The organism is Nocardia sp. NPDC003979 (assembly GCF_053605015.1).
The window spans coordinates 317,663-330,184 of sequence record NZ_JBSGIJ010000004.1; the positions used below are offsets into that span (position 1 = coordinate 317,663).

11 protein-coding genes are annotated in these 12,522 nt (G+C 69.1%); 5 read left to right on the forward strand and 6 right to left on the reverse strand.

The features are described 5' to 3' along the window. The first annotated feature begins 81 nt into the window (after positions 1-81). A complete protein-coding gene (locus ACWEVR_RS11185; RefSeq protein WP_452466794.1) occupies positions 82-1,728 on the forward strand; it encodes a bifunctional 3'-5' exonuclease/DNA polymerase in 1,647 nt (548 codons plus the stop codon). Positions 1,729-1,733: 5 nt separating this feature from the next. Here the strand turns inward: ACWEVR_RS11185 and ACWEVR_RS11190 are convergent, their stop codons facing one another. Together ACWEVR_RS11190 and ACWEVR_RS11195 are read right to left on the reverse strand one after the other, a co-directional pair. Continuing rightward, positions 1,734-2,015 (reverse strand): hypothetical protein, encoded by a 282-nt coding sequence (locus ACWEVR_RS11190; protein ID WP_370465704.1) that lies wholly within the window; start codon positions 2,013-2,015, stop codon positions 1,734-1,736. A 69-nt stretch (positions 2,016-2,084) separates the two neighbouring features. Further along, positions 2,085-2,972: an alpha/beta hydrolase gene (locus ACWEVR_RS11195; RefSeq protein WP_452466795.1), complete on the reverse strand. Its 888-nt coding sequence runs from the start codon at positions 2,970-2,972 to the stop codon at positions 2,085-2,087. 78 nt (positions 2,973-3,050) lie between these two features. Here ACWEVR_RS11195 and ACWEVR_RS11200 point away from each other — a divergent pair, with 78 nt between their 5' ends. Further along, positions 3,051-3,752 carry a TetR family transcriptional regulator gene (locus ACWEVR_RS11200; RefSeq protein ID WP_452466796.1) on the forward strand — a complete coding sequence of 234 codons (702 nt, stop codon included), beginning with the start codon at positions 3,051-3,053 and terminating at the stop codon, positions 3,750-3,752. A 103-nt stretch (positions 3,753-3,855) separates the two neighbouring features. Beyond that, positions 3,856-4,323, forward strand: a complete 468-nt coding sequence (locus ACWEVR_RS11205; RefSeq protein WP_452466797.1) for a hypothetical protein — start codon at positions 3,856-3,858, stop codon at positions 4,321-4,323. Positions 4,324-4,355: 32 nt separating this feature from the next. Here ACWEVR_RS11205 and ACWEVR_RS11210 read toward each other — a convergent pair whose 3' ends face one another. The 3 genes from ACWEVR_RS11210 to ACWEVR_RS11220 form a co-directional block, all read right to left on the reverse strand. Then, on the reverse strand, positions 4,356-6,947 hold the full coding sequence (locus tag ACWEVR_RS11210; RefSeq protein WP_452466798.1) for a LuxR C-terminal-related transcriptional regulator: 2,592 nt from the start codon (positions 6,945-6,947) through the stop codon (positions 4,356-4,358). 83 nt (positions 6,948-7,030) lie between these two features. Continuing rightward, positions 7,031-8,128, reverse strand: a complete 1,098-nt coding sequence (locus ACWEVR_RS11215) for a catalase family protein (protein WP_452466799.1) — start codon at positions 8,126-8,128, stop codon at positions 7,031-7,033. Further along, positions 8,125-9,936: a peroxidase family protein gene (locus ACWEVR_RS11220; RefSeq protein ID WP_452466800.1), complete on the reverse strand. Its 1,812-nt coding sequence runs from the start codon at positions 9,934-9,936 to the stop codon at positions 8,125-8,127. The genes ACWEVR_RS11215 and ACWEVR_RS11220 overlap by 4 nt, the downstream gene beginning before the upstream one ends. Positions 9,937-10,155: 219 nt before the next feature. Between ACWEVR_RS11220 and ACWEVR_RS11225 the strand changes: the two genes are divergently transcribed. Further along, positions 10,156-10,899 carry a hypothetical protein gene (locus tag ACWEVR_RS11225; RefSeq protein ID WP_452466801.1) on the forward strand — a complete coding sequence of 248 codons (744 nt, stop codon included), beginning with the start codon at positions 10,156-10,158 and terminating at the stop codon, positions 10,897-10,899. A gap of 137 nt (positions 10,900-11,036) precedes the next feature. Here ACWEVR_RS11225 and ACWEVR_RS11230 read toward each other — a convergent pair whose 3' ends face one another. Beyond that, positions 11,037-11,441 carry a hypothetical protein gene (locus ACWEVR_RS11230; RefSeq protein ID WP_452466802.1) on the reverse strand — a complete coding sequence of 135 codons (405 nt, stop codon included), beginning with the start codon at positions 11,439-11,441 and terminating at the stop codon, positions 11,037-11,039. 209 nt (positions 11,442-11,650) lie between these two features. Here ACWEVR_RS11230 and ACWEVR_RS11235 point away from each other — a divergent pair, with 209 nt between their 5' ends. After that, on the forward strand, positions 11,651-12,514 hold the full coding sequence (locus tag ACWEVR_RS11235; RefSeq protein WP_452466803.1) for a caspase family protein: 864 nt from the start codon (positions 11,651-11,653) through the stop codon (positions 12,512-12,514). The last annotated feature ends 8 nt before the right edge of the window (positions 12,515-12,522 follow it).

Here is a 12,522-nt window from a genome sequence, read left to right on the forward strand (position 1 = left end):
GGTTCTCCCGATCGTGGGCCGCTTACCCGGCACCCGGGCCGGTAAACAGTGGTTGTCGGACCCTGCTGACAGACTCTGCGCATGCGGTGGGCGGTGGCGGAGACGGGTGACGGTGGCGCTCGCCTGTGCCCGCTCGACCAGGACGGGCGTCCGGCCGGTCCGGTTGTCACGGAGCCGTCGCTGGTCGAGGCGATCCGCGCACGCCCGCACGTGGGGCGGTGGGTGTGGCGGTCCACCGCCGAGATCTACCGGCCGCTGCTCGCGGCGGGTGTGCGCGTGGAACGCTGCTACGACGTGCAGGCGGCCGAGGCGTTGCTGATCGGGTACGAGCAGGGGCAATCCGGTCAGCCTCGGTCGTTGGCGGCGGCTTGGGCGCGGCTGCGGAACCTGCCCGTCCCACCGGACGCGCCCGCGCGCAGCGCCGAGACGCAACCCTCGCTGTTCGATTCGGGTCCGATGCCGTTGCCGCCCGGCACCGATGAGCTCACCGCGCTGGTCGAGGTGTACGCGGGGCAGCTCGCGAGGACCGAGCGGACCGAACATCCTGATCGGATGCGCTTGCTGATCGCGGCCGAATCGGCGGGCATGCTGGTGGCCACCGAGATGTCGCGTGCGGGCATTCCCTGGCGGGCCGATGTGCACCGAGAACTGCTCGACACCATGCTCGGAGAACGTTTTCCCGGCGGGGCGGAGCCCCGGCGGATGGCAGAACTCGCCGACGAGGTGTCCCGCGCCTTCGGCACCCGTGTGCGGCCCGATCTCCCCCAGGACATCATCCGGGCGTTCGCGCGGGCGGGAGTCGCGCTGTCGTCCACACGCAAATGGGAATTGCAGCGCGTCGATCATCCGGCCGTCGCGCCTCTGTTGGCGTACAAGACGCTCTACCGCTTGCACACCGCGCACGGTTGGGCCTGGCTCGAGCAGTGGGTGCACGGTGGCCGGTTCCGGCCCGAGTATCTGCCGGGTGGAACGGTGTCGGGGCGGTGGACGACCAATGGTGGTGGCGCCCTGCAGATTCCGAAGGTGATCCGGCAGGCGATCCGCGCCGATCCCGGTTGGTGTCTGGTCGTGGCCGATGCCGATCAGATGGAGCCGCGCGTGCTGGCCGCCATCTCCCGTGATCGCGGTCTGATGGAAGTGGCCGGTCGCGGCGAGGACCTGTACGCGGATCTGGCGGCGCGTGGTTTCGGTGGCGACCGGGCCCAGGCCAAGCTCGCGCTGCTCGGCGCCATCTATGGCCAGACCTCCGGCGACGCGCTCACCCATCTCGCCGGTCTGCGGCGCCGATATCCGGCCGCAGTGGCCTATGTGGACGACGCGGCCTACGCCGGCGAGGAGGGTCGGCTGGTACGCACCTGGTTGGGCCGGACCTGCCCGCCGGTGTCGGCCACTCCGGAAGAGGTCGATGTGCCACCTGCCGAGCGCAGCGGTTCGGCGGCGCGCGCCAGGGGCCGTTTCACCCGCAATTTCGTGGTGCAGGGCAGTGCGGCCGACTGGGCCCTGCTTGTGCTGGCGGCGTTACGGCAGGCGATCGCGCAAATGCGCGCCGAGCTGGTGTTCTTCCAGCACGACGAGGTGATCGTGCACTGCCCGGCCGAGGAGGCGCCGGTGGTCGCCGAGGCGATCGCGGCGGCGGCCGACCTGGCGGGCAGGCTCACATTCGGGGAGACACCGGTGCGGTTCCCCTTCACCACGGCGGTGGTGCAGTGCTACGGGGATGCCAAATAGTCAGGTCATTGGCTCGGTTCGGGCAGTTGGCATTCGCCGACCTTGGGGTTCATGCCGAGATAGTTCAGCGGACCCGCCGCCACGGTGAGCGCGATGGTTCCCCAGTCGCCGCAGTTGGTCGGGGTGTCGGTGAAGTAGTCCCGCTGGAACGCCGCGACCAGCCCGGCCAGCAGCCAGGCGAGAACCAGCAGCGAGAACAGTGACTTGACGGTTTGATGAGGTGGTCGGGCCTGGATTTCTCGTACTTCGCGTACTTCTCGATCACGTCGGTTACGTCGTCCGCGCATCGTCATCGCATCCTTCCCACTCAGGGGTACCACGCGGATACCCCGTGTGATCAGCGCCAACCCTGCACGTCACACCCGATCGCAGGCGTGGCGGAAGAACTCGATCTGATCGGCGACGACGCGGGTGCGCAGCGCCGGTTCGGTGTAGAAGGTGAAGTGAGTACCAGGGTAGACGCGCAATCGGCCGTCGGGTGCTCGTTCTGCCAGCTCGCGGCTGGTGTCGAGGGGTGTCTCCCGGTCGTCGGCGGCGGCGCACACCAGCATTGGGCAGGTGAGGCGCGCGGCGGATTCGGCCGGGCGGTATCGCATCATCGACAGCAGGGCGCGCGGGGCGATGCTGTTGCGCCAGAGTGTTTCGCCGCCGCCGGTGAGGGTGGCGATGTGCCGCTCGGCGTCGGCGGAGGCGGTGACGGCGAGTTCGCCCGGTGCGCCGACCATCCGGATGTAGTAAGGCCGCATGCGGAGTTTGCCGCGCACAGTGTCCCAGATGATGGCAGCCAGCAGTGCCAGGTTGTCGGCGGCCGAGCGGCCCTCGACCTTCTCGGGGAATCCGTTGAACGGGATCTGTGCGACGACCGCGGCGATGCGCGGGTCGGTGGCGGCGACGGTGATCGCGTGGGCGCCGCCGAGCGAGTTGCCCCACAGCAGGATGCGCTCGGGGTCGATGCGGTCGTGCGCGCGGGCGAAGGCGACCGCGGCGCGCAGATCGTCGAGTTGCCCGGCGATGTCGGGGACCTGCCGCGGTTCACCCTCGCTCTCGCCGAAGCTTCGGTAGTCGAATACCAGTGTGGCCCAGCCTGCTTCGGCGAATTGTCGCGCGTGGTCGAACAGGCGGTCCATCGTTCCACTGAATCCGTGGCACAGGACGACACAGGGCAGCGATCTCCCACCCTCGGGGAGATCCAGGTAGCCGACGCACCGGCTGTTTCCGGATGGGAAGGACACTCGGGTTCGCACAGGACTTGCTCCCGCCTCACTAGACTGACTCTTGGTAAGTGATCGTAGCGTCCGAACTGACCCGAGGTAAGTGGTGCGATGACATCGGAGCGAATTCTTGCGGCCGCGCGTTCCCTGTTCGCCGCGCGCGGCTACCGGGCGACCTCGATGCAGGCCATCGCCGACGAGGTCGGCATCACCAAGGCCGCCCTCTACTACCACTTCGACTCCAAAGAGGCGATCCTGCACCAGCTCACCGTCCCCCTGCTGGACGAGCTGGAAGCGACCCTGGCCGAGGCGGAGACCGGCACCGACGCCGAGGACGTGCGGTGGCGGACCATCGAGGGGTATGTCGATGTGCATCTGCGCCACCGGCAGACGCTCACCATGCTCGTCAAAGACATGAGCCTGCTGGTCCAGGCGCCGATCGCCGACCGTTTCCGGGCGGCGATCGCGCTGGCCAACGACCTCGTCGCGGGGCCGGGAGCCGGACTGGAACAGCGCGTGCGGGCGTGTCAGGTGGTGGCCGGGCTGGCCGATCCGGTGGTGCTGTTCCGCGACGCACCGATCGAACGGCTGCGTGCCCTGATCCTGGACGGCGCGCGAGCGCTGCTCGGCGACACGGGCATTCCGGCGGCACGTGGTCCGGCCCGTGGGCGCAACGGTGGACGACCGGCGGCACTCACGGCGGAACAGGCCGAGCAGGTGCGGACGGCGCATGATTCCGGAGTCGGCGCCGAGGAACTCGCCCGGCGTTTCGGGGTGTCGCGAGCGACTGTCTATCGCGTTCTCAAAAACTAATATTCTGAGACTCGATTCTGAGACTGTGAGAAGCTGGTGCCCCGCTCGCTAGGCTGGCGGCGCCCCGCGCGAAACCCGTGCGCGATCCACCCTGAGGAGCACCATGTGGCCGTCCGATTGGCCGATGCCTGCCCGCGCCATCGCGACCACCGTCGCGGCGTCCGTCGCCGCCGCACGCACCCGCGACGAATCAGCCTTCCTCGAACACACCGCCGATCTGGCCGACTTGCCCGTCGACCAGGTGACCATCGTCTTGTCTGCCGTCATCCGTGACCTCCTCGAGGCCGCCCATCCCGACGGCCTCGCCGCCGACGACATCCGCGCCGTCCTCACCGACGTCCTGCGCGACTCGCTCCCCTGGCTCCCCACTCTCGACCCGACCGCCGTAGCCACCGCCCTCACCGGCGCCCTCGGCATCGACGAACACCCCGACCGCCCACCGACGAACCCCCACCCCGCCGCCATCCTCCTGATCGCCCACCTCTCCGAAGCAACCCGGATTCCCACCGAAGCCGGCATCACCCGCGCCATCAACGAGGTAGCCCGCGCCGAGACCATCGAAATGCCCTGAGCCCCAGTTACTCTGGTCGATGCGTCGCGCCTTCAGCGGCTGCGGATCAGGCGGGCGAGTTGGTCTCGGTCGGCTACGTCGAGTTTGATGCAGGCGCGGTAGATGTGGCCTTCGACAGTGCGGATGGAGACGCACAGGCGTTCGGCGATGGCCCGGTTGGACAGGCCTCGGGCGATCAGGGCGGCGATTTCACGTTCGCGTTCGGTGATGGGAAGTGGGCGGGCGGCGGCGGTGACGGCAGGGGTTCCCGCGTCGTCGCAGCGGGCGGCGAGGGCCGAGGCGCGGGCGGCGGCCTCGGCGCTGGGGTGGCGTCGTCCGGCGTGATCGTAGACGGGGACGGCTTGGGCGGCGGCGTCGGCGGCCGACAACAACAAGCCGGCGGCCTCGAAATCCGCGCTCACCTCGGTGAGGGCAACGGGGTCGGACTTGGCCAGCGCCGCCGCGTGCCGGGCGTAGAGCCCGGCGATCGGGCCCTGGACGCGGGCGGCGAGAGCCGTGAGCCGGGTCGCCACGGTCCGGTCACCGAACCGCGCGGCGTGGTGCAGTGCCTCGGCCTCCAACGCGAATTGGCCTGCGCGATGGGCGATATCGGCTGCCGTACGGGCCAGCTCGACCGCCGCGTGGGGTCGGTGTTCGGCCGCCGCGAGCCAGGCGCGGGCGATGACCCGCTGCGGTTCGTGCAGGGCCATATGCGGCCCCCTGTGCTCTTCGGCGTCGCCGAGGACGCGCTCGGCGTTCTCCACCTCCCCCAGTGCCGCGTAGGCGCGGGCCAACAGCAATCGCGCGGGTAGTTTCCACGGCAAAGAAGCCTCGGCATTGAGGGCGGCCAGTGCCTGTTCGAAGGCGGTGATCGCGTCGCGGAACCGCCCGCGGTAGGTGGCGACCACCCCGGCGGCGATGCGGGCCACCGCCCAGCCGGCGAACTGCCCGGCCGAGGAGAACTCGCGGTACTCGGTGGCCCGCTGTTCGGCGAGGTCGAGGTCGCCGATGGTGGTGAGGGCGAGAACGTCGCCGTAGCGGACCATCACCCGGATGAGCCCGTCGGTCGCCTTCTGCTGAGCACGGCTGCGCGCCGCGATGGGCGCGAAGTCGGCGCCACGACCGGCGACCGGCAAGGCGAGACCGAGCGCGAAGGCAGCGAAATCGACCGCCTGGCGGGGTGATTCGGGATCGGCGATGACCCGCTGCGCGGCATCGATGCCTTCGGCGATGTGGTTCTGGTGGACGGCCATCGCCGCCGCCGCGGCATCGACGGTCGATCGCAGTGCGGGGTACTCGACCCGGGCGCGCAGCAGGTCGACGAGTTCGCGGGCGTGTTCGACGTCGCCGAGCGACCAGAAGCGCAGGCTCGCCCGCACCACTCCCCACTGGACCAGTTGCAGAGGGTCGAGCCGGTCGGGGTCGAAGCGGGCCAGGATCCGGTCGGCCTCGCGTGGCCTGCCCTCCCACAGCAGCGCACGCGAGTGCAGTTCGGCGGCACGCAGCCCGCCTCCGCGTTCGCAGGCGGCTCGGGCGAGCTGCTCGCCGAGCGGCAGATTCGCCAGTGCCACAGCGTCTTTGGCTGCGTCGATGAGCAGGTCGACGTCGACGGGCCGGTCGCTGTCGACACACAACGTGGCCAACCGGATGCGATGTGCGGGCGTGGTCAGATCCCGGTCGCGCAGCGTATCGACGAGGCGTCCGCGCCGGGCGCGTGCGGCGGCGGTGCCGACGCGGCGGCGCACCACCTCGCCGAGCAGCGGGTGGCTGAACCGCACATCGACGGCCCCGTTGTGCCTGCACACCCGGATCAACGCGGTCGATTCGGCCGCGTCGACCGCCTCCACACCCACCAGTTCGCTGAGGATGTCGATATCGAGCGGCTCGTAGACGGCCAGCATCTCCAGCACGTCGAGCACCGGTTTGCCCGCCCTGGTGAGCCGTTCGTCGAGCAACGCGACGAGCCCGGAGGGCACCGCGGTCGGCCCGCGCAGCTGCCAGACCCCGTTGACATCGGTGAGGGTGCTCGCCTCCACCGCGCCCTCGACCATATTGCGCAGGAACAGCGGGTTACCGCCGGAGGACTCCCACATCACATCGGCGCTGAGCCCTTCGAGTGTTCCGCCGAGTACGGACTGCACCAGGGCGGTGCACTGCTGTTTGGTGAACGGCGCCAGCTCGATTCGTTCGAGGTAGCCGTCCTTCCACAGCGAGGTGACCGCGTCGGGTACCGGTTCGCCGCTGCGGACCGTGGCCACAACGCGGGCAGCCCGGTCGACGGCGATCTGGTGCACAAGGGTGGCCGACAAGGTGTCGAGCAGGTGGGCGTCGTCCACGCCGAGCACGGTGCCGGGCCCGGTCAGCAGGTTCTCGCGTGCGGAATGCAGGAGCGCGAGCGGGTCGCGCGACGCCGAGGCGGCGATCCAGGGCGCGAAGGCACCGAGCGGGATGGCTTGGGAGGAGGCGGTGCACGCCGCCCAGCGCACGGGATCGGGGAGGGCTGCGGTGACGAGCCGCGCGAGTGTGGTCTTGCCGACGCCTGCCGCGCCGACGAGAACCACGCCACCGGTTTCGCCGCTCGTCAGCGCGCGGTGGACAGCTTCGTACTCGGTGGGGCGATCGAGCAGCTGCCACAGTCCGCCCATGGGCGAAAAGTGTAGTTGTCCTGCGACGACGCCACAACGAAACGCGCCGGACGCGGGCGCTGGACGGGTGGGTGCGGTGCTGGTCACGGCGGCAGCTCGGTGGCGTCGCGTGGTTCGATGCGTGGCGCGTTGCCCACGTCGTGGCGGTAGTTGCTCGACGCCTCGTACACCCGCTTCTTGAGCCGGTTGATCGAGCCGAGTGGCCGGTGTTCGTCGAGGCCGCGCCAGGAGTTGAACGAGAGCACCTCGTCGCCGTAGGCGCGGCGTTGCGGAGTGTAGGGATCCTGCCGGTCGAAGCGCAGGGTCGCCACAGTTTCGTGCGCGGATTCGGTTTCGGGCCAGTCGACGGTGGCGTCTTCGATGGGCATGCTGGTGAGGTTCGTGCACAGCTGGGCGCGTAGTTCGTAGGTGGCGCCGTGGTTGGCGAAGAAGTCGATCACCGAGTTCTGGTGGGCATTCACGCCCGCCGACGTCGCGATCGGTCGGCCTTGCAGCGCAACGACTTCCGGCGACACCGGAGCATAGAGCAGTTTGGCGACGTAGTCGCCGTGACGCAGCGGCGCCGAGGTGTAGAACGTCTCGCCGAGGATATGGGTGTTCGGGGCGACGAAGACGGCGAGATTGGGTGGCACGCCCTTGCCGACGCGGCGCAGCACGTGGGTGTCGAGCGCAGCCATCAGGTCGCTACCCACCCGCAGAGCGGTATCGGGCAGCCGGGCGAGTGCCCAGGCCGTCGGCATCCCCTTGGTGAGGTAGGCATGCGCGTCGGCGAAGAGGAACTCCCGATGGGTGACCATGATGAAGTCCTGGGTGGTCGCGTCGTCGTCGGGCAGGGCGCGCGGGCCGTGCACACCGAGCACCTTGATGCCCAGCCCGCGCACGCCGCGCAACTGGTCGCTGCGGATGGCCCCGGAGGTGCTCGACAACCGGGCGATCACCGGATAGGTCGCGGGCCGGGCGAACATGCCCTGGGCAAGTTCGGGTCGCAGGCCGGCGTGGACGGTGAGTTCGCCGCGCAGGATGCCGTGGCTTTTTGCATGCGCGTCGCGCAGGCCCCGCTTGTACTTGCGGAAGGCACGTTCGTTGTTGGTGCGCAGTACCGCGATGATCCGGTCGATATCGCGCTCCTCGTCGGCACGTGGTTGTTCGAGATCGTCGCGGTAGCGCAGGTAGGTCGTCATCGGGACCTCCACGGGGCGAAGGGGTTCGCGACGCCGGTCAGGGCCGGGGCGAGGGTGGGGAAATGGCGGAGCAGCACGGTGCGCATCGTGTTGTCGCGCACCCAGGCCATGCCCGCCTCGGTGTAGATCTCGGGCCGGAAGTCGGTGGTGAAGAACCGGTCCGCCGAAAGCCTGCGCGAGGCCATCAGCACGAAGATCCGGAAAGCGGTGTCGCCGAAGCCGAAACCGGGTGGTTTGGGCTCGGCGTAGAGGCCGATCAGCAGGTCGACGTCCTCGACGGTGTCGTACACCTGCGCGAGTTCACGCGCCCAGCGCGGGTCGTCGGTGAGATCGTCGAACGAACGCGCGGGCGTCAGGCGCAGTTGCCGGCGGAACTCGTTGTAGCGCGGCACACCTCGTTCCCGCACGCGGAGGATGTCGATGGTCGCCAGGTCCAGGGGCTGGTCCTCGCCCCGGTCGAGGCGGCGCAGGTGTTCGGGGTAGTTGTGCAGGGTGAGCGCGCCCGGGTTGGCCCGGCCGAAGGAATACAGCAGCGTGTCCATCGGGTTTTCCGCCAGACGCCGGCGGATGTGGCGCACCCCGAGCTCCGGGAAGGGAAAACGGGCGAGCACTCTGTCGTCGGTGAGGCTGCGCACGGCGAGTTCGTCGGGGATCAGCGGATGCATGCGGTACACGGCGACGAATTCCTCGGTCAGCGAGTACGGGACGCCGTGGTCCTCGCGCGCGGAACCCGGTATGCCGCAGAGGACTTCGTTGTCTACGAGCCTGCCGAAGCGGCGCGCTATCCGTTCGCCGAGCAATCCGAACCAGTTGGCGCGCAGGGCGGCGACGGTGGTGGGGTGGGCGATCACGGCCGGTGTCCAGTCGACGGTGTGGATCTTGGCGATCAGGGCGGCATTGATCAGGCGGGCGGTGTCGTAGAGCCACTGGTCGTCGCGGCGGTCCGGATAACGGGCGACCAGGCGCTCGCAGATCGCGTTGTGCTCGCGCAGGAACAGCGAATGCAGCAGCGCGAGCCCCACCCAGGCGTTGGCGGCGGCAGGCGACCTGGCGACCAGGTTCTCCGCATCCAGCGGTGGCAGTCCGAGATCGTCGATAACGACCTGACCGAGTTTGCCCGAGCGCAGACGGCCCGCTGCTTCGGCAGTGCCGCCGTAGATCTGTGAGGCGTCCCACCAGTGCGATTCGCCGGTGACGAAGGTCGGCGGGTCGGCGGGATCGGGTGCGGGCACGGTTGCCGTGCGCGGGATCGTCATCGTGGGTTCGGGCCACGCGCCGTCGGCCACCGTGACCGTGAACGGTTCGGCATCGGCAGGCCGGTGACTGAACCAGTCGTGTACCTCGAACTGGATCCACGCCGCGGCAAGCAGATTCAAGGTTGTCGCCGGCCGGAACTCGTCGCGGGCGAGCAGCGTAGTGCTGACGGTGCGTGGATTGGGGTCGAGAATTCGGGCGCTGTCCTCGGGGCGGGTGTGGTCGAGGGGGATGTTGCGGCCGAATCGGCAGCCGATCGAACCCGCACGCGGGTCGCCAGGAGTGTTGTAGGTGCCGTCCAGGGTGCGCGTGCGGTGCTCGCCGGGCCGACCGGGTGAGAGCGGGCCGTCGGGGTGCGGGCCGGTGTCGAAGAGGTTCCGAGCCCGCAGTCTCGCCCGCAACCCGACGAGCACGGCCAGGCCCAGTGGCGTCGGCAAACGGAACCAACCGATCCGGCGGTCGAGGACCTCCGCCGCAGTGACCAGGGCATTCGTGATGCGAGATCGGCCGGGCGCGGTGTCACGCGCGCTGGTCTGATGAGTGGCGTCGATCATCGGGAACCTCCACGAACTCCACGCGTACGGGACCGGATCGACCCAGTTTCCGCCGCGCGTCCCCGGCTGTCACGAGTAGTCGACTACTTCAGCGCCACGGGTGAGCCGAGCGCGCCGCGATGGGGTAGCGGACTACGCGCGCGCGGCCGGGCCGGGGTGGGCGACGCTGATCCGTGGACATCGCGCCGTGTCCGCTACCAGCGACCGAAGGGGCTCCGGGTGATCACGCCGATCGAAATCAAGGTCAACCTCGACACCGATGTCGCGGTCGCGCTGCGGCACCTCGGCTGCGATCCGGCGGCGGCCGCTGTCCGCGACATCTGGTTCGCCGAACCCACCCTGGCCGGCTCACCGGACCTGCTGGCGGGCCGGATGGTCATCCGGTTGCGCAGCGGCGCCGACGACGACCTCACCGTGAAGCTGCGACCGTGTACGCTCGCCCAGTTGACCGGCCGCTGGGCACGCCCGTTCCTCGACGACGGGGTGCGGTACCGCATCGAACGCGATTGGTGCGGTACCCGGCGCATGTTGTCGGCATCGGCGATCAGTGGGTGGCCCGCCGGTTCCCTCGGTGCGTTCGTCGACCGCGGGGGCGATGTCACCGAAGCCCTCGCCTCCGCGCAGCGACAGTTCCTGGTCAGTTGCACGCCACCGGGTGTCGCGGTCGACCGGCTGCGCGCGCGGGGCCCGGTGACCGCCCTGCGGTGGACCGGTGTCGCGCTTGGCGCGTTGTGCGCCGATGTCGAACGTTGGCAGACGAGCGAGCTCGACCTGCTCGAGCTCGCGATGAAAATCACTGCGGCACCCGGGGATTCACCCGTCGACCTGCATCTGCGCGCCGCCGCCGCGCAACAGGCCCTCGAGGACACCGTGCACGGGCTCGGCCTGGAGATCGCGACCGGCGCCACCAAGACCGAGCAGGTTCTCGCCGCATCGGCTCGAACAACACGACCGGGTTCCTAGCCGGCAGGACGTCGTGGCCCGCTCGCGATCGACCTCGTTGTCGTCGACGAGCGCTGTCGCGACTGCCGCAGAACACCGGCGACCGGAACCGACCACGCTGTCGGGCCGGCCCGGCGTACCGCGACACTGCCGGGCGTTCAATTCACGATGATGAAGTTGAACAGCACCCTGATATTGCTGCTCCAGCCGACGTGATATCGCACCGAAATGGTGCCGTCGGCGTGCGGGACCACATTGAGCACCTGTGTGGTCGCCAGGCCGAGAATCGGGGTGCCGTTGTTGTCCCGCTCGGTCAGGCTCACCGCGACCTGGCTGTCGGCGCGGACCGTCGCATTCGGGAAACCGAATACCCAGGCGCCGGTGCCGTGGGTGAGCAAACCCTTCTGCGCCCAGAAGATCGAAGTGATATTCGTTTCCCCGATGGCGCGGGTGCCCATCGCCTCGACGGCGGAGTATCCCGCTTTGGTCGACTCGAAATCCGCTTCTTCCACGGTGTCCGCGCTCGCCGCGACGACCGCGTCACTGCTGTCTGCCTGCAACATTTCTCTGCCCTTTCTCGGCGGGAGAATCTCTGTCCTCCAATGGTTGCGCGCGGACCCGGTCCACCGAATGCGTAATCCACTACCCCATTGCGCACCGCCGTATTCGGGTAGTCCGCCACGCTATCGGCGTCGGCGCCATACCCCGAGGATGAGAAGTGCCGAACAATTCGGCGACTTTCGATAATTCCGGCTCGGATGGAGGAACGGCAGTGAGCGGATATTCGTTGCACATCGGTTTGAATCGGGTCGATCCCGGCGCCTACGGCGGTTGGGACGGCGCACTCGCGGGTTGCGTGAACGACGCCAATTCCATGGCGGCGCTGGCCGCCGCGCAAGGCTTCGCCACCTCGGTGACCTTGCTCGACAGCGCGGCCACCTCGTTCGCGATCATCGGCGAGATCGGTCAGCTCGCGACCAACGCGCAGGCGGGCGATCTCGTGCTCGTCACCTATTCCGGGCACGGCGGTCAGGCGTGGGACGTCGACGGCGAGGAGGACGACAATCAGGACGAGACCTGGGTGGCGTTCGACCGTCAGATCGTCGATGACGAACTGTTCCAGATGTGGCGTCAGTTCGCGGCGGGCGTGCGGGTGGTGGTGTGCTCGGACAGCTGTCACAGCGGCACCGTGGTGCGCGACGCCTTCACGCGCGACAGCCGCGCGGCCATCGCGAACGTGGCCGAGCGCGCCTACGCCGACGCACCGGCCGCGCCGACGGTGGTGCAGGGCAGCCCGAAGGCGATGCCGCGTGAGGTGCAGTCCGAGGACAACAAGCGGCGCAGGCAGCTGTACTCGTTCGTGCAGCGCTTGAGCGGCCCGCAGTCGCGTTCGGACCTGCGCGCGAGTGTGGTGCTGTTGTCGGGCTGCCAGGATTCGCAGCTGTCCTACGACGGGCCGGTCAACGGCCAGTTCACCGGGTCGCTGCTCGAGGTGTGGGCCAACGGTGCTTTCACGGGCGGGTACACCCAGTTCCATCGGCAGATCATGAACATCATGCCGCCGGATCAGGTGCCGAATCTGTACCCGCTCAACGCAGGTGCCGATTTCCTCGAACAGCGTCCGTTCACACCGTGAGAAGTGGG

Bases quoted from the DNA above. Each gene is read 5' to 3' on its own strand.
- ACWEVR_RS11185 (WP_452466794.1), top strand. From the start codon at position 82: ATGCGGTGGGCGGTGGCGGAGACGGGTGACGGTGGCGCTCGCCTGTGC.
- ACWEVR_RS11190 (WP_370465704.1), bottom strand. From the start codon at position 2,015: ATGCGCGGACGACGTAACCGACGTGATCGAGAAGTACGCGAAGTACGA.
- ACWEVR_RS11200 (WP_452466796.1), top strand. From the start codon at position 3,051: ATGACATCGGAGCGAATTCTTGCGGCCGCGCGTTCCCTGTTCGCCGCG.
- ACWEVR_RS11205 (WP_452466797.1), top strand. From the start codon at position 3,856: ATGTGGCCGTCCGATTGGCCGATGCCTGCCCGCGCCATCGCGACCACC.
- ACWEVR_RS11210 (WP_452466798.1), bottom strand. From the start codon at position 6,947: ATGGGCGGACTGTGGCAGCTGCTCGATCGCCCCACCGAGTACGAAGCT.
- ACWEVR_RS11215 (WP_452466799.1), bottom strand. From the start codon at position 8,128: ATGACGACCTACCTGCGCTACCGCGACGATCTCGAACAACCACGTGCC.
- ACWEVR_RS11220 (WP_452466800.1), bottom strand. From the start codon at position 9,936: ATGATCGACGCCACTCATCAGACCAGCGCGCGTGACACCGCGCCCGGC.
- ACWEVR_RS11230 (WP_452466802.1), bottom strand. From the start codon at position 11,441: ATGTTGCAGGCAGACAGCAGTGACGCGGTCGTCGCGGCGAGCGCGGAC.